This is a genomic window from Campylobacter showae (assembly GCF_004803815.1).
Classification (GTDB): domain Bacteria; phylum Campylobacterota; class Campylobacteria; order Campylobacterales; family Campylobacteraceae; genus Campylobacter_A; species Campylobacter_A showae.
In genome coordinates this window covers 1,162,684-1,181,288 of sequence record NZ_CP012544.1, presented here as the reverse complement: position 1 = coordinate 1,181,288, position 18,605 = coordinate 1,162,684, and the positions used below count along the sequence as shown (strand labels likewise).

The 18,605-nt window shown below is 46.6% G+C and carries 23 protein-coding genes; 19 read left to right on the top strand and 4 right to left on the bottom strand.

Translation table 11 applies throughout. The features are described from left to right. The first annotated feature begins 55 nt into the window (after positions 1 to 55). The 5 genes from CSHOW_RS05805 (at position 56) to CSHOW_RS10430 (ending at position 1,734) form a co-directional block, all read left to right on the top strand. Positions 56 to 205, top strand: a complete 150-nt coding sequence (locus tag CSHOW_RS05805) for a hypothetical protein (protein ID WP_004321194.1) — start codon at positions 56 to 58, stop codon at positions 203 to 205. Between the two features lie 142 nt (positions 206 to 347). Continuing rightward, positions 348 to 818, top strand: a complete 471-nt coding sequence (locus tag CSHOW_RS05800) for a hypothetical protein (RefSeq protein WP_004321196.1) — start codon at positions 348 to 350, stop codon at positions 816 to 818. Beyond that, positions 815 to 1,027: a hypothetical protein gene (locus tag CSHOW_RS05795; RefSeq protein WP_004321198.1), complete on the top strand. Its 213-nt coding sequence runs from the start codon at positions 815 to 817 to the stop codon at positions 1,025 to 1,027. The genes CSHOW_RS05800 and CSHOW_RS05795 overlap by 4 nt, the downstream gene beginning before the upstream one ends. A 74-nt stretch (positions 1,028 to 1,101) precedes the next feature. Continuing rightward, positions 1,102 to 1,224 (top strand): hypothetical protein, encoded by a 123-nt coding sequence (locus tag CSHOW_RS10550; RefSeq protein WP_004321200.1) that lies wholly within the window; start codon positions 1,102 to 1,104, stop codon positions 1,222 to 1,224. A gap of 108 nt (positions 1,225 to 1,332) precedes the next feature. Next, positions 1,333 to 1,734: a hypothetical protein gene (locus tag CSHOW_RS10430; RefSeq protein ID WP_004321201.1), complete on the top strand. Its 402-nt coding sequence runs from the start codon at positions 1,333 to 1,335 to the stop codon at positions 1,732 to 1,734. A 170-nt stretch (positions 1,735 to 1,904) separates the two neighbouring features. Here the strand turns inward: CSHOW_RS10430 and CSHOW_RS05785 are convergent, their stop codons facing one another. The 3 genes from CSHOW_RS05785 to CSHOW_RS05775 form a co-directional block, all read right to left on the bottom strand. Beyond that, positions 1,905 to 3,143 carry an ArsS family sensor histidine kinase gene (locus CSHOW_RS05785; RefSeq protein ID WP_004321204.1) on the bottom strand — a complete coding sequence of 413 codons (1,239 nt, stop codon included), beginning with the start codon at positions 3,141 to 3,143 and terminating at the stop codon, positions 1,905 to 1,907. Between the two features lie 20 nt (positions 3,144 to 3,163). Next, complete coding sequence (locus CSHOW_RS05780; RefSeq protein WP_004321206.1) at positions 3,164 to 3,856, bottom strand: response regulator transcription factor; 693 nt, start codon at positions 3,854 to 3,856, stop codon at positions 3,164 to 3,166. Positions 3,857 to 4,118: 262 nt separating this feature from the next. Then, positions 4,119 to 5,534, bottom strand: a complete 1,416-nt coding sequence (locus CSHOW_RS05775) for a Do family serine endopeptidase (RefSeq protein WP_004321207.1) — start codon at positions 5,532 to 5,534, stop codon at positions 4,119 to 4,121. A 174-nt stretch (positions 5,535 to 5,708) separates the two neighbouring features. On the opposite strand from CSHOW_RS05775, the gene CSHOW_RS05770 reads away from it, so the two are divergent. The 4 genes from CSHOW_RS05770 (at position 5,709) to CSHOW_RS05755 (ending at position 9,124) form a co-directional block, all read left to right on the top strand. After that, positions 5,709 to 6,581 carry a DnaJ family protein gene (locus CSHOW_RS05770; protein ID WP_004321209.1) on the top strand — a complete coding sequence of 291 codons (873 nt, stop codon included), beginning with the start codon at positions 5,709 to 5,711 and terminating at the stop codon, positions 6,579 to 6,581. Position 6,582: 1 nt separating this feature from the next. Beyond that, a complete protein-coding gene (locus CSHOW_RS05765; protein ID WP_004321211.1) occupies positions 6,583 to 6,960 on the top strand; it encodes a heat shock protein transcriptional repressor HspR in 378 nt (125 codons plus the stop codon). Positions 6,961 to 7,084: 124 nt separating this feature from the next. Then, on the top strand, positions 7,085 to 8,530 hold the full coding sequence (locus tag CSHOW_RS05760; protein WP_004321212.1) for a potassium/proton antiporter: 1,446 nt from the start codon (positions 7,085 to 7,087) through the stop codon (positions 8,528 to 8,530). 264 nt (positions 8,531 to 8,794) lie between these two features. Continuing rightward, positions 8,795 to 9,124: a hypothetical protein gene (locus tag CSHOW_RS05755; RefSeq protein WP_004321213.1), complete on the top strand. Its 330-nt coding sequence runs from the start codon at positions 8,795 to 8,797 to the stop codon at positions 9,122 to 9,124. Positions 9,125 to 9,287: 163 nt separating this feature from the next. Here CSHOW_RS05755 and CSHOW_RS05750 read toward each other — a convergent pair whose 3' ends face one another. Further along, complete coding sequence (locus CSHOW_RS05750; protein ID WP_004321214.1) at positions 9,288 to 10,559, bottom strand: O-acetylhomoserine aminocarboxypropyltransferase/cysteine synthase family protein; 1,272 nt, start codon at positions 10,557 to 10,559, stop codon at positions 9,288 to 9,290. A gap of 80 nt (positions 10,560 to 10,639) precedes the next feature. On the opposite strand from CSHOW_RS05750, the gene CSHOW_RS05745 reads away from it, so the two are divergent. The 10 genes from CSHOW_RS05745 (at position 10,640) to CSHOW_RS05700 (ending at position 18,382) form a co-directional block, all read left to right on the top strand. Next, positions 10,640 to 10,972, top strand: coding sequence for a hypothetical protein (locus CSHOW_RS05745; protein WP_004321215.1), 333 nt, complete (start codon positions 10,640 to 10,642; stop codon positions 10,970 to 10,972). Further along, positions 10,969 to 11,592 carry an HAD family hydrolase gene (locus CSHOW_RS05740; RefSeq protein WP_004321216.1) on the top strand — a complete coding sequence of 208 codons (624 nt, stop codon included), beginning with the start codon at positions 10,969 to 10,971 and terminating at the stop codon, positions 11,590 to 11,592. Before CSHOW_RS05745 ends, CSHOW_RS05740 begins: the two co-directional genes overlap by 4 nt. A 90-nt stretch (positions 11,593 to 11,682) precedes the next feature. Continuing rightward, positions 11,683 to 11,940, top strand: coding sequence for a DUF2018 family protein (locus CSHOW_RS05735; protein WP_004321218.1), 258 nt, complete (start codon positions 11,683 to 11,685; stop codon positions 11,938 to 11,940). Next, positions 11,933 to 12,388, top strand: a complete 456-nt coding sequence (locus CSHOW_RS05730; RefSeq protein WP_004321220.1) for a hypothetical protein — start codon at positions 11,933 to 11,935, stop codon at positions 12,386 to 12,388. Before CSHOW_RS05735 ends, CSHOW_RS05730 begins: the two co-directional genes overlap by 8 nt. Positions 12,389 to 12,411: 23 nt before the next feature. Then, entirely contained in the window at positions 12,412 to 13,305 is an 894-nt protein-coding gene (locus CSHOW_RS05725) for a polyprenyl synthetase family protein (protein WP_004321222.1), read from the top strand. Continuing rightward, entirely contained in the window at positions 13,305 to 14,597 is a 1,293-nt protein-coding gene (hemA, locus tag CSHOW_RS05720; protein ID WP_004321224.1) for a glutamyl-tRNA reductase, read from the top strand. Before CSHOW_RS05725 ends, hemA begins: the two co-directional genes overlap by 1 nt. Beyond that, the gene (locus tag CSHOW_RS05715) at positions 14,594 to 16,306 is read left to right on the top strand and encodes a proline--tRNA ligase (protein ID WP_004321227.1); all 1,713 of its coding nucleotides are present in this window, start codon (positions 14,594 to 14,596) and stop codon (positions 16,304 to 16,306) included. Before hemA ends, CSHOW_RS05715 begins: the two co-directional genes overlap by 4 nt. Continuing rightward, on the top strand, positions 16,303 to 16,740 hold the full coding sequence (locus CSHOW_RS05710) for an FxsA family protein (RefSeq protein ID WP_004321229.1): 438 nt from the start codon (positions 16,303 to 16,305) through the stop codon (positions 16,738 to 16,740). Before CSHOW_RS05715 ends, CSHOW_RS05710 begins: the two co-directional genes overlap by 4 nt. Continuing rightward, positions 16,728 to 17,663, top strand: a complete 936-nt coding sequence (gene hemC, locus CSHOW_RS05705; protein WP_004321231.1) for a hydroxymethylbilane synthase — start codon at positions 16,728 to 16,730, stop codon at positions 17,661 to 17,663. The genes CSHOW_RS05710 and hemC overlap by 13 nt, the downstream gene beginning before the upstream one ends. Further along, on the top strand, positions 17,660 to 18,382 hold the full coding sequence (locus CSHOW_RS05700) for a hypothetical protein (RefSeq protein ID WP_004321233.1): 723 nt from the start codon (positions 17,660 to 17,662) through the stop codon (positions 18,380 to 18,382). The genes hemC and CSHOW_RS05700 overlap by 4 nt, the downstream gene beginning before the upstream one ends. The last annotated feature ends 223 nt before the right edge of the window (positions 18,383 to 18,605 follow it).

Here is an 18,605-nt window from a genome sequence, read left to right as displayed (position 1 = left end):
GAAAACGCTCTAGCTTTTCCGATAGTTTTTTGCGCTAAAGCTTGCGTTTACGGCGATGTTTTTCGTGCTGAGCGCATTTAAATTTAAGAAATACTATATCTTTAAAAACGATAAATTCGTAGTTTCGGTTTTGGCAAATAACGAGCTAGAAGATAGGTTTGGTAAGGTTAAATTTGAGATTTTAACCTTAACGCATATTGTATGATTTTATTATGGATTGTTAAATTTAAGGCAATAAAAACTTAATACCAGCAAATTTAAAAACTGAATTTTAAAAAATCTTTTTCCACCTTTTGAAGCTATTTAGGGCATAATGCCTCAAATTTAATCCAAATTTGGGGAGAAAAATGACGATTTTCGAGTACGCGCGCCGCATTGACGAGGCTGCAGGGCTGGATCTTGATTTAGATTGCAAAGAGATAGATCTGCAGGATAAGTTTTACGGACTTTTTCAGTGCTTTATGCCCGATGGCATCGGTATAGAAACGGTGTTTGCGCCGCTGCAAAACGGCACCGAGCTGCAAGCGCGCATAATGCCGATCTACTCAGTCGCGGCGCAGCAAACGCGAGAGGCGTTCGATCAGGACGTGGCGCCGGGGTATTTTTGCCCGCCGCAGGATCCGAAATTTGATGACGAAGGACTTAAGAGCCTAGCTTTAGCGCACGTTCGAAATTTAAAAATTTTTGCCGAGTTTCTCGGTGATGACGAGTTTTTAAAAATGCTTAACGAAATAAAATCCGTGCGCGTGCAGGAGAGCTCTGATCTCGCAGATCACGAAGGTGGGCTTGCGGACGCCGTTTACGGGGCGAGTGGATGATAGATTCGCCTAAGCTTGATGTGAAGCTATGGGTGCTCAGCGAGGCGTACTATTCGATCGACTGCGACTACCTTCTGTCGGCGTATTTGCAGTATCCAAACTACGCGCAAAGGCCACAAGAGGACTTTTTAAAGCCCTATTTTGAGCTGTATCTAGCGGGACGGCAGATCGCGTTTGAGCGCGGCGAGGTTGTCGTTTTTGCGCGTTAAATTTACGCTGGTAAGGAACTAAATGTTTTGGCTGGCTAAAATTTGAGCTCTACGAGTATCTAAAACTATACGATGTGGGCTTAAAAAAGTGGGCAAACGAGCATCTAAAGGGCACTGTAAGTAAATTTAAAAGCGAATTTAGCCAGACGCAGCAGGACCATGCTCTAGGCGAACTTTGCCGCGAAATTTTAGACTAAGACCAAAGCGAGCTCAAAAATCTAAAAAACCGCGGCAACGGCGAGCTGCCGTTTCGGCTAGGCGAGCTAGTCGGCGAGTATCTAAAAGGGCGCTGCGACACAGGTGAGATGCCGCATCTGCGCTGGGCGTACCAGATCTGCACGCGCGGCTTGCGGGAGCTTGATAGGGATGAGCTTTTGCGCCACGCATACCGCCATGAGCATTGCGACGCACGAACCGTGGAGTTATACTTTTGTACGCTATTAGATGCGCTAGACTGGGGCGCACACCACTTTCCAGATGGCTGCCTGATAGAGCGCACATACTATGAGCAACTAACCAGCGAAGCTCGAGACTCAAGAGAAAAACACGAGATAAGCGAGCGGTTAAATTTAGAATTTGAAAACTTAGTAAAGCTTTACGAATGTTATTTTGAGTTTAAATCTAGCGGCGGCGAGGTTGATTTTTACGCGCTGTGCAAAGAGGCCGGGCTAAATTTCGTGCCTGTAAAGTCTTTTTATTATGAGTAGCGAGCGTTCACTAAATTTGACTATAAATTTGAAACGAGCGCCAAATTTGTAGCTCAAAATTTGGCGTTTAGTTGGCCACAAACGATACGCCGAATTTTAAAATTTAAGCAAATACGGCTCTTAAATTTTCTCTGTGTGTCGCAAACTCGACAAAACGCTCAAATTCACGCCTACGCCGCAATATTTTGCAGATTTTCAAAGCTAAACACGTTTAGCCCGTTTTTGTACTCGTAGCTTAGAGTTAGCTTATGGGCTTTGATTATATTTTCGACGATGTAGAGCCCCAGACCAAAGCTCTTTTGCGCGCTTTCGCCCTTGGTAAAAGGCTCGACGTAGTGGCACAGTTCCTTTGACAGCCGCTCGCCTTCGTTGATAAATTTGATCGACTCGCGCGTGATAGTTATATTTACGTGCTTGTTTGGAGAGTATTTTAGAGCGTTATCGATCATATTTTTTGCGGCGATAGCTAGCAGTTTAAAGTCCGCATTTAGGTTCACGTCCTCTAGCTTGCTGATCGTGACTTGCCCCGGATCTACCATCGCGATATCCAGAGCCTCGTCGATGACGTCGTCGATACGGCAAATTTTAGTGTTATTTAGTGCGATGTTTGACGTGACTTGCTCGACGGCGGCAAATTCGTTTATGAGATTTTCGAGTTTTATAAACACAGATACTAGCCGCTCCTGGTTTTTGCTTTTTTCGATCATTTCGGCAGCTAGGCGACCTTTGGTGATCGGGGTTTTTAGTTCGTGCATTATGTTTCTTAAAAACAGCTTGCGCGATGCGTTTAAGCTTTTGATCTGGGACACTGCGTCATAAAACGCCTCCGCAACTTCGGAAATTTCGTCGTTACCGCTACTTACGTTTTGCACTTCTTCGATCTCGCCCGCGGCAAATTTAGCTATCTGGCGCTTTAGTTTTCTTAGCGGTTTTAGCTTTCTGATAACAAAAACGTAAGCGGCAAGAAGTATGATTGCGACTAGCAAAAAGATAATCTTGATGATGTCGTAGCGGTATGGCTGGTAGTCGTTATCCTTTAAAAGCAGGATTTTATCTACGTGCTGGACTTTTAGATAGTGGTGATTTTGATAGATCATGATGGCGCTAGAACCGATGTCTGCGGATATCTCCTCAAGCACGGTTGCGTTTGCTAGGATCTCTTCTTTTTGCTGTTCGTTTGTGATCTCAGGTATCTTAAAGTCGCCCGTTTGACGCTCGTACTCTTTTTCGTTTATGATACCGCTCATCAAAAAGAGCTGGTTTCTAGCGATCGTGGAGTACTTGGCGTTTAGCTCGCGCGCGTAGTTTTGCTTGTCGTAGTCCATCAGCCACAAAAACGCGAGAAAGATGCTCGTAAGCGCAAGCGCGAAGATAAAAGTGATAGTGTAAAAAACCGATGAGCGTTTCATTTGCGGGCTTTATGTTAAATTTACTGCATGAGCTTATAGCCGATGCCGCGGATGGCGTGGATGTATTTTGGCTCTTTGGGGTCGTCGCCTAGCTTGCCTCTGATGCGGCCGATAATGACGTCTATGCTCTTGTTTGTTGAGTCCTCGCTGATGCTCGCGCAGTTGTAGATGAACTCCTCGCGCGTGATGGCGCCGCCTTCTTTTTGCAGCATATATTTTAGGATGTCGTACTCGGCTGCGGTCAAATTTAACGGCTCGCCTTTTAGAGTGATGACGTGTTTAAAATCATCTACTGCGATATCTTTCTCGCGCGCAGGTTCTTTTACGCCGCTTAAATTTGTGCCCGCTACAGTGCTTTGGCGGCGCAGATGGCTTTTGATACGAGCAAGTAGTTCCTGCGGGTCGTAAGGCTTTGGCAGATAGTCGTCTGCGCCGTTATCTAGGGCGTTTACTTTGTCGGTGATGTCGTGGCGCGCGCTTGAGATGATGATGGGCACGTCGTGGCGCTTGCGGATCTCTTTGCATACTTCTAGGCCGTCAAGTCCCGGCAGCGTGAGATCTAAGATCACGAGGTCAAATTTTTCTACGTTTAGCGTCGAGAGCCCGATATACGGCTCCTCCGCCGTCGTTACGCTCATATCGCTTTTTGCTAAAAACTCGGTCAAAATTTCCGCCAGCTCCAGGTCATCTTCTATCATCAGAATTTTTATCATTTTATGTCCTTTTGGGGATTATAGCGAGTTTTGACTAAATTTTTAATGGCGGCCGCGGCTTGTTTTTTGTTGCGCTGCGCTTGCAACCTACATACGAGCGCTTTTGTTAAGCTTGGTAAAATTTGACCAAACTAAGACGCTCAAATTTGAAACTAGAAATTTATTCAGGTCAAATTTAAAATAATAGAGCGTCAAATTTGACTGGTAAAATTTGGAAAATTTAAAAGAAAAGGCGCAGTTGCCCGCGCCTTAAATGTAGAAATTATTTTATAACAAGACCCTGGAAAAGTCCGCCGCGATTAACCCAAACGAGGGTCTTTTTGCCCTTCGTGCTTGCTAGGGCCTTGTTAAAGTCATCCATGTTTTTGATATTTTCCTCGGCAATCTGGATGATGATATCGCCTTTTTCAAAACCGATTTTTTCGGCATTTGAGCCAGTTTTTACATCCGTTACCAGTATACCGGCAGCATCTGGAGCTAGGCGGTATTTGTATCTTGCGTTATCGTCGATAGCCGTAACGCTAAGACCATCGATTGCCGTACCGCCTTTTGTCACAGGGGTGCTTGATTTTGCGTTGGCATTAGCTAGTTTTATCTTGGCGGTTTCGATTTTGCCGGAGCGTTCGTAGGTTAGCGTGATCTCTTTATTTGGAGCTAGCGAGCCGATGATGTTTTTGAGATCATTTGCGTTTTTGATCTCTTTATCGTCGATTTTGATGACCAGATCGCCTCGTTTTAGTCCCGCGACATCCGCAGGAAGGCCACTTTCTACGCTACTAATGAGCGCGCCTTCTTTGTTTTTGTATATCTCTTTTTGCTCTTCGTTTAGATTTGCTATCATCACGCCGATATATCCGCGCTCGATTTTGCCGTCTTCGATGAGTTTTTTGGCGATATCTTTAGTCATATTTGACGGGATGGCAAAGCCGATGCCGTTGTTTCCGCCGCTGCGGCTAAGTATGGCTGAGTTTATGCCTACTAAATAGCCGCGGCTATCTACTAGCGCGCCACCCGAGTTGCCTGGGTTTATCGAGGCGTCTGTCTGGATGAAATTTTCGTATTGATTTAGACCGATATTGTCTTTATTTAGGCCTGAAACTATGCCCTGAGTGATGCTGCCGCCTACGCCGAACGGATTTCCGATGGCAAATACTATATCGCCCTCCATCAGTTTAGCCGAGTCGGCAAACGGTATGGCTTTTAGCTCTTTGGCGTCTATTTTGATGATGGCTAGGTCTGTTTTAGGGTCGGTGCCGATGATTTTAGCCTTGTACTCTTTGTCGCTATCTAGCAGCGTAACTACGATCTCGTCGCTATCTTCTACGACGTGGTTATTTGTCACGATATAGCCGTCGCTAGATATGACGACGCCAGATCCTAGCGAGCTACTTTTTTGTTTTTCTTGAGGGATGTTAAACTGAAATCCGAAAAAGTCCTTAAAAAACGGATCGCTAAACATATCGTTCATATCTGCTACGTTGCTGCTGACGGTTTTTGTGGTGGAGATATTTACGACCGATTTTTTAGCGTCGGCGATAGAGCTGTTGTAGGACAGGACGACGTTTTTGTTAAATTCCGGATTTACTCTAGTAAAATCCTCTGCGGGTTCGTTAAAGTTTATGCTTGCGGCAAAGATCGCGCAAGAAGTAGCCAAAGATAATATCATTATCTTTTTCATTGCTTTTCCTTTTGATAAAATTTTTTCAAAGCGCGATTATAAGGCGTTAAGCTCAACGTAAAGTTAATTATTCTTTAAGTCGTTTAAAATCGTTTCGTTTACTATACTTGATTGACATACGCTAAACCTTTGTGCTATAATCGCTATAAAATTAATTGACCAGAAGGACATAACATGAGCAATAGTCTTTACGAAACGTTAGGGGTGTCGGAAAAAGCCACCGGCGACGAGATCAAAAAGGCCTATCGCAGGCTGGCTCGCAAGTATCATCCAGATATCAACAAAGACCCGGGTGCGGAGGATAAATTTAAAGAGATAAATGCCGCGTATGAAATTTTAAGCGACGAAAAAAAGCGTGCGCAGTACGACAGGCACGGTGACGCGATGTTCGGTGGGCAAAATTTCCATGACTTTGCGAGCAGCTCAGGCATGGGAAATTTGGACGAAATTTTAAAAAATATCTTCGGCGGAGGCGGCTTTAGCGGATTTTCTAGCAGGAGCGGCTTTAGCGGTTTTAGACAGACTGGCGGATTTAGCGGCTTTGAGGACGATGAGGATCTGGACTCGCGAGCGAAGGTAACTATACCGTTTGACGTAGCCGTAAAGGGCGGCGAGCACTCGATAAATTTTAACGGCGAAAACATCAAAATAAAAATCCCAAACGGAATCAATGACGGCGAAAAGCTACGCATAAAAGGCAAAGGTAGCGGCGGTCGCGGAGATCTGATACTAACCGTAAATATCGCGCCTAGCGACGAGTACGAAAGAGACGGAGACGATCTATATAAAGACGTGCTAATCCCGCTAAAAACGATGATGTTTGGCGGTAAGATAGACGTAAAAACGCCTAAAAAAGACGTAACGATAAAAATCGCCGAAAACTCAAAATCGGGGCAAAAAATCAGGCTCAAAGGGTACGGCGTGCAAAATAGAAAAAGCGGGATATTCGGCGATCTGTACTTGAGGGCGCGCGTGTCTTTGCCGGACGTAAATGCCCTAGACGGCGAGCTAGCCGAACTCATGAAGCAAAAACTCCCGGAGGCATAAAATGAAACAATACGAAGAACCGGTCTACCTAATAAGCGTCGTAGCCAAGGTGCTCTCCATACATCCGCAGACGCTTCGCCAATACGAGCGCGAGGGGCTGCTAGAGCCATCAAGAACCGAGGGCAAGATGCGCCTTTATTCCGAAAAAGACATGGACCGTATCAAGATGATACTGCGTCTAACGCGCGATCTGGGCGTAAATTTAGCGGGCGTGGACATAATCTTGCAGTTAAAAGAGCAGATCGAGCAGTCTGAAGTCATGATAAGGCAGATGAAAGAGGATCTAGCCAAAATGGAGCAGGGCGGCGTGCCGTCTAAAAAGGCTCTGGTAAAGCGCAAAAATAGCTTTGATCTCATCTTTTACGATGATAAAAATTAATCCTTTTTATCCGTTAAAAAGGTAAAATCGGGTAAAATTTATTTACAAAACGCGCCAAATTTGAGGCTATTAGGGCACTAAATTTAGCCTTAAATTTGTCCGCTTTGAACCCAAATGAGGGACAATGTTAGAAACTTTTTTACTATTTTTCTCTATCCTGCTTATCGCTTGTATCGTCTCCAGCAAGGTTTCAGATAGATTCGGCGTTCCGTCCTTAGTCGTTTTTTTAGCAGTCGGTATGCTTGCAGGCTCGGACGGGCTGCTCGGACTTGCTTTTGATAATCGCCAAATCGCCCAAGACGTGGGCACTATCGCGCTTATTTTTATACTTTACGCAGGCGGGCTTGATACGAATCTAAAATCTATCCGCCCCGTGATGGTAAACGGCATCATCCTAGCGACTCTTGGCGTCGTGCTTACTGCCGGTATGATAGCCGTGCTGGTAAAATACCTGCTAGGCCTTGACTGGCTGGAGGCTTTGCTTTTTGGCTCTATCATATCCTCGACCGACGCTGCGGCGGTGTTTGCGATACTCGGGGCGAAGGAAATTTCGCTGCGAAACAACATCCGTCCGCTTTTGGAGCTAGAGTCCGGATCAAACGACCCGATGGCGATCTTTTTAACCGTCACGATGCTACAAATCATCTCCATAGCCACGATCCCTAGCGTTCCCGATATTGCGCTAACGCTGGTGAAGCAGTTTTTGCTAGGCGGGCTGATGGGTTATGTATTTGGCGTCGCGCTACCGGGGCTTTTTAACCGCCTAAGGCTTGAGTATTGGGGACTATATCCGGTGTTTTCGATGGCTTGGGTGATGCTTTTATACGTGCTAGCGGGCAAAGTCGGCGGTAACGGCTTTTTGGCCGTTTATATCGCTGGCATGTTTATAAATAAAAAAGAGTTTGCGCATAAGAAAAATTTGATCGGTTTTCACGACGGTATTGCGTGGACGATGCAGATCGTCATATTTTTGACGCTGGGACTTTTGGTAAATCCATCTCAGCTACCAGCCGTCGCGCTTGCGGGCACAGTGATCGCGTTTTGGATCATGTTTATCGCGCGTCCGATGGGTGTTTTTCTCTCGCTTTTGCTCTCTAGATACAATGTCAAAGAAAAGATATTTATCTCGTGGGTCGGGCTTCGAGGCGTCGTTCCTATCGTACTTGCGACCTATCCGTTCGGCGCAAATTTGCCAAATTCCGAGCTTATTTTTAACACGATATTTTTCGTCGTGTTCGTCTCTATCATCATTCAAGGCATGACGCTAGAAAAAGCCGCGCAAAAATGCGGCGTCAAAGAAGAGGTCGTCGTAGAAGAGGTCGAGATGTCGAACTTGCCGATCTTTTACCACACTTTACGCCAGCACACCATACGCTTTGACTCCGAAGTCGTGGGCAAAAACCTAGCCGAGCTCGAGCTTCCTAGCGACTTTTTGGTGCTACTCATCAAGCGCAAGGGCGAATACATCAAACCTACCGGTTCGTCGGTATTTGAAGAGGGCGACTTGCTGCTGATCCAGTGCGAGGACGAAAACAAATACAACGAAACCTTAAAGACGTTTACGGCGTAAATTTGCCGCCGTTTGCGTAAAATTTAAAGAAAGGAAATAGAAATGAAATTTGAGGAAATGACTTTATCTACATTTTCAAGCGCGTTTCGTAGGATAAGAAATAAAAAAGGACTTAAGAAAGATAAAAATGTTAAAGAGGAAAAATAAAAATGAAGTTTGTTAATTTATTTTTAATAGCCGCTTTAAGTGTTACGTTTAGTTATGCAAAAGAAAAAGTAGATTGTAGCGACCCAAAAAATAGACCTAATTATATTGGGGGGGGTAATGATAAGCGGTAAAAAAGAGTGTATGATGAATAGAGGCGGAAAAGAACTTGACGGCACTATTGGCAGAAACCCAGTAACTGGCAAAGTAACTTCAAAGGCGGAGCTAGCCGGGGCGGATAATCCTACAATGAATTTAGAAACCGCGCAGATGAATTTCGGTAAAGCTAAAACCGAGTTAGAGGAAGCCCAAAAGGTTTATACCGATGACGCCAGCGTTAAGAATTCCCGCCGCGTCGATAAGGCGCGTAAGAGCTTTGAAAAAGCGCAGCGCGATCTCGAAGCGGCGGAGGAGATAAAGGAAAAAGCCGATAGGAAAAAGGACAAGTAGCCTGCTCAAATTTGAGTTTGAACGAGCTAAGGATCAAGAGGGAAGCCCTCTTGATCAAATTTAACAATCTGGCGCTTAACCCCAAGGCGGTGAAACCGCCAAAGGGGTATATTTAAATTTAGCTTAAATTTAGCCGAATTTATCTTTCAAATTTAGCCTTATTCTACTCCAAAGCCTGCGCCAGATCGGCGATGAGGTCGTCCGCGTTTTCTAGGCCGACGCTTATTCTGATTAGTTCTTTTGTTATGCCCGCTTTTATTAGCTCTTCGCTCGAGAGCTGCTGGTGCGTGGTGGATGCCGGGTGCGTGATGAGCGACTTGGAGTCGCCGATATTTACGACGATTTTAAAGAGTTTTACTTTGCCCAGCATCTTTACGGCACGTTCATAGCTATCGGTTTCAAAGCACATTAGCCCACTAGCCATGCCGCCAGCAAAGTATTTTTGCGCCTTTTCGTGCTCGGGATCGCTTTTTAGCGCAGGGTAGGTCACGCGCTTGACGTGTTTATGCGAGTTTAAAAACTCGGCGATTTTGCGAGCATTTTGCGAGTGTCTCTCGATACGCACGCTCAAAGTCTCAAGCCCCTGTATGAGCTGCCAGGAGTTAAAAGGCGAGATCGTAGCGCCTATATCGCGCACTAAAGCCACTCTCATGCGCAGCGTATAGATGTCAAATTTATCCGCCATTTGCGCATAAACTAGCCCGTGATAGCTCTCATCAGGCTCGTTAAAATGCGCGTATCTGGCGTTACCGACTAGCTTAGCGTTTAAATTTTTACTAGCTACGACTGCGCCCGCTAGGCTTAGGCCTTGGCCGCAGATATATTTGCTAGCGCTATGTACGACGACGTCGATGCCGTGATTTAGCGGTTGGAAAATGATCGGCGTAGGCACGGTGTTATCTGCGATCGTTACGACGCCGTGCTTGTCCGCGATCTCGACGATTTTTTTAAAATTCGGGATTGCGATTTGCGGATTTGATAGCGTCTCGAAAAATATCGCGCGAGTTTTGTCGTCTATCAAATTTTCAAGATCGTCCGCGCTGTCGCTGTCAAACACTCGCGCCTCGATGCCAAAACGCTTAAGCGTATGTATAAAAAGAACCATCGTGCCGCCGTAAATTTTCTTTGCCACGACGATGTTGTCGCCGACTGCGGCTAAATTTGCGATCGAGTAGAAAATCGCCGACTGACCGCTAGCTGTCACGATAGAGGCCGAGCCCTCCTCGAGCGCGGCTATACGGCTCTCTAGTACGTCCGTAGTCGGGTTGCCCAGCCTCGTGTAGATGTGGCCCGGGTCTTCTAGCGCAAATCTCGCTGCAGCCGCCTCGGCGCTACCGAAATCATAAGCCGTAGTCTGGTAAATCGGCACCGCCATGGCGCCGGGCCCCGTCTTGGTGTCGTAGCCGTAGTGCGTGGCTATCGTCTCTTTTTGCATGTGTCTCTCCTTGTAAAATTTGCGCGCATTATAACCGCTAAAAGTTTAAATTGGTATAATTGGGCTTTTGAAAGGAAAAAATGGCTGAACAAAACGATAAATTTAAGCGCGTAAAGTACCTGCGCGGCCTGGAAAAATTCGCTAAAGCGGCGATTAGCACGCTAAAAAGAGAGGATTTTAACGAGGACGAATTTCGCGCTAGGGTCGGCAAAAATGCCGAAATTTTACGCAAGATCGAGCCGGTTTTTTTAGATAACGCCTACTCGAAGTCTCTTGAAAATTTCGTAAATTTAGTCGTAAAAGGCGGCGAGAGAGGCGAACTAATATCCTGCGCCAACGCTCTAGAAAAGCTAAAAAATCAAAAAACCTATAAAAAAGAAAAACATAGAAAAAAATATAAGGACGAAGAGTGAAATGCGTGATATTTGACATGGACGGCACGCTCATAGATAGCGCAAAAGCGATCTGTGAGACGGTAAACGAGGTGCGGCGCGAGCTGGGGCTCGAGGGCGATCTGGCGGCGGAGTTTATCGTAAAGGCCATAAACGAGCCGGGGCGAAATTTGGGGCTTGACTTTTACGGTATCGATAAACCTGATATGAAGCTGCGGGATAACTTTGAAGCTAAATTTAAGAAAAACTACCGCGAATACGCCGCGGCATACGAGGGCGTCGATGGACTGCTAGCCGGGCTAAAAGAGGCCGGGCATTTCGTCGCTCTAGCTAGCAATGCGCCGCGATATACTTTGGATGAGATTTTGCAAAGAAGCGGAATATTTAAATTTTTCGATCTCATCGTCGGAGCGGATGAAAACATACCTCAAAAACCAGATCCCGCGATGTTAAATTTGATATTAAAATCAGGCGAATTCGATAAAGCGATATTTGTCGGAGATAGTAAAAAAGACGAGCTTGCCGCACGCAATGCAGGTATGAGATATCTAAACGTTTGCTGGGGTTTTGGTAGCAAAAGTCCGAGCTGCGACAATGTCTTTACGGTGGCTGAAGCAGCCCTATATATCGAGAAGTTATAAAAATTTAGCGTATTATAGTGCGTATGATTTTAGGTAGGATTTTACAAAAAATAGTATGTATTTTAAGATTTGCGAAAGGTTTTAAAATTTATGGATTATGATATATTTTCTCAAAGTCCGAGAGAAAAATTCTTTGAAATTTTATTTAACGCGAACAAAAATTTAGTCGAAAACGAGCTTGAAAAAACTTTTGAAAAATTTATCGCAATGAGCGAATTTTGTGAAAAAAACGGCTTTGACGAAACGGCGCAAAATTCGTTCATCTCTCAAAATCAAACCCTGATAAATGAGCGTCTAAACGACATTTACATCGGGCTTAGTGGGGATATTTTAAGTCAAAATGAGTAAAATAGCCGTTATATTTTCGTTGTTTTTATCGTTGGCTTTCGGCGCGGTAAATTTCGAGGAAGAGCACCTTTTTGAGCTCAAAAAAGACGAGTGGGCGCGGGTTTTCGTGACCAAAAAAGGCACGGACGAGCGCGAGAGCTTTGATTTTCGTTGGACGCTTTTTGATAACACGAACATCATCGTGCATTCGCGCTACCGAAACTATCCTCGTCAGCTTGTTATGTCGCTAAGGCGCGGCCTTGAGACTTACAAGCAGACTTTGATACCTGATCTCAAGTATCCGCCTAGCGACCGCGTCGCGCTTTATCTCGTTTTTGAGGATTTTAAGCAAGGCGTAGCGAAATTTCGCGTGCTGATAAACGACGACGAACAGCGCGTAGACGTGGAGTTTTTGAACCCGCCAAGAAAGCAGAGCGGCGCTCAAAATAGCGCGCAAAACGCCAGATAAAAGCAAAATTTAAGTGAGCCTAAATGGAAAAAATAGATCTGATAATGAAAAATTTTATCGCGGAGCTTGGCTACGAGCCTGCAAACGCGATGTTTGCACGGATAAATTCGGGCAAAAAGCTGCGCTCTAAGCTACTTTTAAAAATAGCGGGCGAGAGCGAGCAAAGTCTAAAAATTTGCGCGATTATCGAGCTTATTCACCTGGCTAGTTTGCTTCACGACGACGTGATAGACGACGCCGACACCAGGCGCGGAAGCCCTAGTATAAACGCGAGCTTCGGCACCAAAAACGCCGTGATGCTAGGTGATATCCTCTATTCGAAGGGCTTTTACGAGCTGTCGAAATTCCCGTACGAGATCGCTGGCGAGATATCGGGCGCGGTTAGTAAGCTAAGCGTGGGCGAGATGATGGACGTAGATCTCTCGGCTAAATTTAACGACGATAAGTCTGCGTACGAAACGATGATCTACTATAAAACCGCCGTTTTGATCGAGGCCGCCGCCGCGGTTGGAGCGATGTTGGCTGGACTTGACGCGTCTAATTTTAAAATTTACGGCAAAAACTTAGGCCTAGCCTTTCAGATAATCGACGACATCCTAGACGTCACGCAAGACGCAGCGACGCTTGGAAAGCCAAATTTTAGCGACTTTAAAGAGGGCAAAACGACGCTACCTTACATTTATCTTTACGAAAGCTTAAACGAAACGGACAAAGAGCAGCTAAAAGGCCTGTTTAAAAAAGATCTGAGCGAGGCTGAACGCGGCTGGGTGAGGGCAAATATGAACGAAACGGGCGCGATAAAAAAAAGCATAGAAGCGGCGAAAAATTTAGGCGAGCAGGCGATAAAATCGGTAGAAAAATTTAACGTAGACGGCCTAGAAAGTATTGTAAAATCAATGATAGATAGGGAATTTTGATGCATTACGCAAGCGTGAGCTTTACGCACAAAAACACCGATATATCCGTGCGCGAAAAGCTCTCTTTTTCTAACATCGAGCGCAAAAACGAAATTTTACGCCTCATTAGCTCCAGCCAAAACATCAACGAGTGCATGGTGCTAAGCACCTGCAACCGCGTCGAGATCATCGCTAGCGTAAAGACGGTCGAAGGCGCTAGCAAGCACATCATAGCCTGCATGTCGCTCATCTGCGGCATCCCTTTTGAGGAGCTGCAAAGCAGAGCCGACATCTACGAGGATAACGGCGCCGTGCACCATCTCTTTGCCGTTGCTAGCTCGCTAGATAGCCTTGTTATCGGCGAAACGCAGATCGCGGGGCAGTTAAAAGAGGCGTATAAATTTGCACGCGCTAACGGCAAATGCGGCGCGAAGCTCGGCAGGGCGATGGAGTTTGCCTTTAAGTGCGCGGCGGAGGTACGAAACAAAACCGAAATCTCCAAAAATCCGATCTCCGTTTCAAGCGTCGCGGTGGCGAAGGCAAAGGAGATTTTTGGCACGCTAAACGGCATGGTCGCCGTGATAGTAGGCGCTGGCGAGATGGCGGAGCTAGCCGCAAAGCATCTAATCGCAAGCGGCGCGCGAACGATAATCATCAGCCGAAACAAAGAGCGCGCTAAAAATTTAGCTCTGACGCTGGGGGATAATAACGAATACGACTCGCTTTCAAACGTAGCGCAGTACATAAATAAATATCAAATAATATTTTCCGCGACCGCCGCGCCGCATCCGGTTTTGATCGACGCGATGGTAGAGCCAAAGGAGTTTAAGCGTTACTTTTTTGATATAGCCGTACCGCGCGATATCGCGATCACGGAGAGCGAAAATATCAAAATTTACGCTGTGGACGACTTGCAAGAGATTGTAAATAAAAACCTAGCCCTGCGCGAAGAGCAAGCGCAGATCGCATACGGCATCGTCGGGCGAAATACGGCGGCGTTTTTCCAAATGCTGCGCGAGCTAGCCGTCACGCCGCTAATAAAAGGTATAAGAGAGCAGGCTAAGGAGTGTGCCGAGAGAGAGCTCGCAAAAGCCCTAAAAAAGGGCTATCTAAAACATAGCGACAAAGAGGAAGCGTACCGCCTCATACATCAGGTTTTTAAGGCGTTTTTGCACGCGCCGACGATAAATTTAAAAAACCTCGCGGGCGCTACCGGAAGCGAAGCGCAGCTAAGAGCCGTCGGGGAAATCTTTAACGTCGCGGAGCAAACGCCGCAAGAAGAAAATAATGAATTTGAATGGGAGAACGAATGAAATTTAGCAAACTTTACGCGCCCACGGCAAAAGAAGCGCCAAAAGACGCGAGTCTGGCAAGCCATAAATTTTTGCTCCGAGCGGGCTACGCCGAGCAGGTAGGTAGCGGACTTTATAACTTTTTGCCGCTTGGCAAACGGGTTCTTGAAAATATAAAAAATATCGTCAAAGAGGAGCTTGACGAAGCGGGCGCGCAGGAGATCTCGATGAGCTTCGTCACGTCTGCGGATCTTTGGCGCGAGAGCGGACGCTTTGACGTCTACGGCAAGGAGCTTTTGCGCTTTAAGGACCGCAAGGAAAACGACTTTGTGCTAAGCCCTACCAACGAAGAGAGCGTCGTCGCGCTCGTGCGAGGCAAGGTAACGTCCTATAAGCAACTGCCGCTAAATTTGTATCAGATCAATACCAAATTTAGAGACGAGGCAAGGCCGAGATTTGGGCTACTTAGAGGGCGTGAGTTTTTGATGAAGGACGGATATAGCTTCCACGCAAACGCCGAGGATTTGGACCGCGAATTTGACCTGATGGAAAAAACTTATAGCAAAATTTTTACTCGCCTCGGGTTAAATTTCCGCGCGGTTAGAGCCGATAGCGGCGCGATAGGCGGCAGCGGAAGCAAAGAGTTTATGGTGCTAGCAAATAGCGGCGAGGACGATATCATCGTCTGCGAGAACTGCGACTACGCCGCAAACATAGAGGCCGCAACCCGCGCAAAACGAACGACGCAGGCTGAGCGGCCGGAGGCTGACGCGGCTAAATTTTTAACTCCAAACGCCAAAACCATCAAAGACGTGGCGGAGTTTTTTAGAGTCGATGAGTTTTACTGCATAAAAGCGGTGATAAAAAAGGCGATTTTTATTGACGCCAAAGGCGAAAAGAGCGAGAAAATCGTAGTATTTTTCGTGCGCGGCGAGGACGAACTACAAGAGGTCAAGGCCCAAAACGCATGCGCGGCGCTCGAGCTAGCGGACGCGACCGAAGCCGAGATCGCGGCGGCCGGGTTAGTAGGCGGATTTTGCGGGCCGGTTGGGCTAAGGGGCGTGGAGTTTTATATCGATAAGGAGCTTCGCGGCGAGTCGCAGATGATCTGCGGCGCAAACGAGCGGGATTATCACTTCGTCGGCGTTAGCGTTAGCAGCTTTAACGCCGAGCGCTTCAAAGACCTAACCGCGGTCAAAGCCGGCGATAAATGCCCTTGCTGCGGCGGAAATTTAAGCGTTAGTAAAGGTATCGAGGTCGGGCATATATTTAAGCTAGGCACCAAGTACTCAGAGCCGATGGGTGCTACGTTTTTGGATGAAAACGGCAAGGCAAAACCGTTTATCATGGGATGCTACGGTATCGGCGTTAGCCGCCTGGTCGCCGTCGCCGTCGAGGCTAGCCACGATGAAAAAGGCATAATCTGGAACGAAACCCTAGCTCCGTTTAAATTTGAAATCATCGTCTCAAATTTAAAAGACGAAGAGGGCGTTAAATTTGCGCAGGGGCTTTACGAAGACCTACGTGGGGCGGGCGTTTCGGTACTACTTGACGATAGAAACGAGCGTTTCGGCGTTAAAATGAGCGAATTTGAGCTGATGGGATTTCCTTATGCCGTGATCGTAGGAAAGGGGCTGGCAGAAGGCACGGTCGAGCTCGTTACGCGTGACGGACTGGCCAAAGAAACCGTCAAAGCGAGCGAAATTTTAGCGCGACTAAAGAGCCTATGATAAAGCATTTTTTTACGCCCTACGTCGTTTTGGAGATCGCGGCGGCGTATTTTTTTATCCACGCGTACGGATTTTTAAATTTAGTCCTAGAGGTTATCGCGACGGCTGTTTTGGGGCTGTTTTTTATGTTTCGCGTCGGATTTTTTCAGCTAACTAGCAATATCGCGTTTTTTAAGCCCTCAGACGTCTTTAGTAGCGTAGGTATGGCGATCGGGGGCTTTTTTATGTTTATCCCGGGGCTTATCACCGACGTTTTGGGTGCGGCGATCGTAACGGTCGCGTTTTTTGCAAATTTAAAAAACGGTGGCGAACGTAAGAGTGGGAGCGAATATTATTACGAAAAATTTGAAAGCGGGCAGAGCAAACCGCGCGACGACGGCGAGATCATCGACGTCGAAGTCGTAGAAGAAAAGAGGCAAATATGGAAAAACTAAAAATCGCAACGAGAAAAAGTGTGCTGGCGATGTGGCAAAGCGAGCATATCAGGGATAAAATTTTATCACGCTATCCACAAATCGCGGTCGAGCTAACGGGCATGAAAACCAAAGGCGACGTGATACTCGACACGCCGCTGGCTAAAATCGGAGGCAAGGGGCTATTTACAAAAGAGCTGGAAGATAGCATGCTAAGCGGCGAAACGCACATCGCCGTGCATAGTCTAAAAGACGTGCCCGTCGTTTTCCCAGAGGGGCTGGTGCTAGCCGCGATCTGCTCGCGCGAGGACGTGAGGGACGCGATGCTAAGCGAAAAATACGCTAAATTTGAGGATCTGCCCGAGGGCGCGCGCGTTGGTACGACGAGCCTGCGCCGCAAAATGCAGCTTTTAGCGATGCGTCCCGATCTTGAGATAATCTCGCTGCGAGGCAACGTCCAAACCCGCCTGCGCAAGCTAAAAGAGGGCGAATTTGACGCGATTATCCTAGCGATGGCGGGCGTGAACCGCTTAAATTTACGCTCCGAAGTCGCACATATCGTGCCGTTTGAGCTAGATCAGATGGTGCCTGCGATGGGACAGGGCGCGCTAGGTATCGAGGCTAGAGAGGACTCTGAAATTTTAAATTTGATAGAGTTTTTAAAAGACGAAAAAGCTGTGATAGAGACGACCGTGGAGCGTGATTTCGTCGCGATGCTAGAGGGCGGTTGCCAGGTACCTATCGGCGTAAATGCAAATTTAAACGGCGACAAGATCGAGATACGCGCGGTCGTGGGACTACCGGACGGTAGCGAGAGTATACGCGAAAATATCGTCGCGCAAAAAAGCGAGTGGAAGAGCGTGGGCGCCGAACTTGGACGGATATTTATCGGTAAAGGCGCAAAAGAGCTGCTAAAACGCGCCGAGGAGATGGCGAATATATGAAAAAAGCGCTTATTTTGGCGCTCTTGGCATCCGCGCTTTTTGCACAGGTAGATTTAGAGCTTATTTATTCGCTCTTTACCGATAAAAATTTCGATAAAAACGCCTATTTTAAAGGCGAGATGCGAGATCGTCTAAAAAATAATTTTTACTCGCCCGACAAATTTGACGAAATCAAAGTCGCCAAACTCGGCCACAGCAGCGAATTTAGCGGGATATTTCGCGTTTGGCTCGCTTCTAAAAACGGCGCATCCCTTGATCTATACATTTTTGCTAAAGAAGACGGCATTTATGCGCTTAGATCGCTCGCTCAAACCGGCATCATAGAGGCGATGATAAGGGGCTATGGGGCTGCGAGCGAGGCGGAAAAGGCGCAACTTAGAGCAATGGGCGGGGATATAGAAAATTTAAGGCTGATTTTGGCAAGCGATAATGCATTGCTAAAATTCGGACGCGAAAACGAGGCGAAATTTGAAGAGCTGTTTGCGCTATATCAAAAGGACGAAGCGGCGGCAAACGAAGCCGTAAAGCGATTACACCTATCTCATGCGGCGTACGACGGCGGGGTTTTTGAGCTTATTATCGGCGGCGTAACGGATAACGTAGTGGGTTTTATGCGCGTGGAAAACGAACCCGATCTGCCGCAGATGAGTCCGAGCGAGTTTATAATGCTAGAACAGCTCTCTCTAAACTCAAAATGGTATCTTTTTAAGACGACTTAGACCGATGGAGGCAACCCTAGCCGATTTTCGCTTTTTGCTTGCCTTAACGCTGCAAATTTAGCGCCATGTGCTTTTGGTTAGAGGTTGTAAGAGATCAAATTTTTGCTAAGTCGGTGTTAAATTAGCGTATCCGCCAAAACCGATAATTTTTACGATTTTACTAATTTTTCGGCAGTTAAAGTCGTGTTTTTGGCTCAAAATGTTTACAAATTTGACTCAAACG

What these genes read in the sequence shown, in the direction of transcription:
- CSHOW_RS05765 (WP_004321211.1), top strand. Translation starts at nt 6,583, where the DNA reads ATGAAACAATACGAAGAACCGGTCTACCTAATAAGCGTCGTAGCCAAG.
- CSHOW_RS05750 (WP_004321214.1), bottom strand. Translation starts at nt 10,559, where the DNA reads ATGCAAAAAGAGACGATAGCCACGCACTACGGCTACGACACCAAGACG.
- CSHOW_RS05755 (WP_004321213.1), top strand. Translation starts at nt 8,795, where the DNA reads ATGATAAGCGGTAAAAAAGAGTGTATGATGAATAGAGGCGGAAAAGAA.
- CSHOW_RS05745 (WP_004321215.1), top strand. Translation starts at nt 10,640, where the DNA reads ATGGCTGAACAAAACGATAAATTTAAGCGCGTAAAGTACCTGCGCGGC.
- hemC (WP_004321231.1), top strand. Translation starts at nt 16,728, where the DNA reads ATGGAAAAACTAAAAATCGCAACGAGAAAAAGTGTGCTGGCGATGTGG.
- CSHOW_RS05715 (WP_004321227.1), top strand. Translation starts at nt 14,594, where the DNA reads ATGAAATTTAGCAAACTTTACGCGCCCACGGCAAAAGAAGCGCCAAAA.
- CSHOW_RS05770 (WP_004321209.1), top strand. Translation starts at nt 5,709, where the DNA reads ATGAGCAATAGTCTTTACGAAACGTTAGGGGTGTCGGAAAAAGCCACC.
- CSHOW_RS05780 (WP_004321206.1), bottom strand. Translation starts at nt 3,856, where the DNA reads ATGATAAAAATTCTGATGATAGAAGATGACCTGGAGCTGGCGGAAATT.
- CSHOW_RS05775 (WP_004321207.1), bottom strand. Translation starts at nt 5,534, where the DNA reads ATGAAAAAGATAATGATATTATCTTTGGCTACTTCTTGCGCGATCTTT.
- CSHOW_RS05800 (WP_004321196.1), top strand. Translation starts at nt 348, where the DNA reads ATGACGATTTTCGAGTACGCGCGCCGCATTGACGAGGCTGCAGGGCTG.
- CSHOW_RS05710 (WP_004321229.1), top strand. Translation starts at nt 16,303, where the DNA reads ATGATAAAGCATTTTTTTACGCCCTACGTCGTTTTGGAGATCGCGGCG.
- CSHOW_RS05795 (WP_004321198.1), top strand. Translation starts at nt 815, where the DNA reads ATGATAGATTCGCCTAAGCTTGATGTGAAGCTATGGGTGCTCAGCGAG.
- CSHOW_RS05805 (WP_004321194.1), top strand. Translation starts at nt 56, where the DNA reads ATGTTTTTCGTGCTGAGCGCATTTAAATTTAAGAAATACTATATCTTT.
- CSHOW_RS05760 (WP_004321212.1), top strand. Translation starts at nt 7,085, where the DNA reads ATGTTAGAAACTTTTTTACTATTTTTCTCTATCCTGCTTATCGCTTGT.
- CSHOW_RS05735 (WP_004321218.1), top strand. Translation starts at nt 11,683, where the DNA reads ATGGATTATGATATATTTTCTCAAAGTCCGAGAGAAAAATTCTTTGAA.
- CSHOW_RS05700 (WP_004321233.1), top strand. Translation starts at nt 17,660, where the DNA reads ATGAAAAAAGCGCTTATTTTGGCGCTCTTGGCATCCGCGCTTTTTGCA.
- CSHOW_RS05785 (WP_004321204.1), bottom strand. Translation starts at nt 3,143, where the DNA reads ATGAAACGCTCATCGGTTTTTTACACTATCACTTTTATCTTCGCGCTT.
- hemA (WP_004321224.1), top strand. Translation starts at nt 13,305, where the DNA reads ATGCATTACGCAAGCGTGAGCTTTACGCACAAAAACACCGATATATCC.
- CSHOW_RS05725 (WP_004321222.1), top strand. Translation starts at nt 12,412, where the DNA reads ATGGAAAAAATAGATCTGATAATGAAAAATTTTATCGCGGAGCTTGGC.
- CSHOW_RS05730 (WP_004321220.1), top strand. Translation starts at nt 11,933, where the DNA reads ATGAGTAAAATAGCCGTTATATTTTCGTTGTTTTTATCGTTGGCTTTC.
- CSHOW_RS10430 (WP_004321201.1), top strand. Translation starts at nt 1,333, where the DNA reads ATGCCGCATCTGCGCTGGGCGTACCAGATCTGCACGCGCGGCTTGCGG.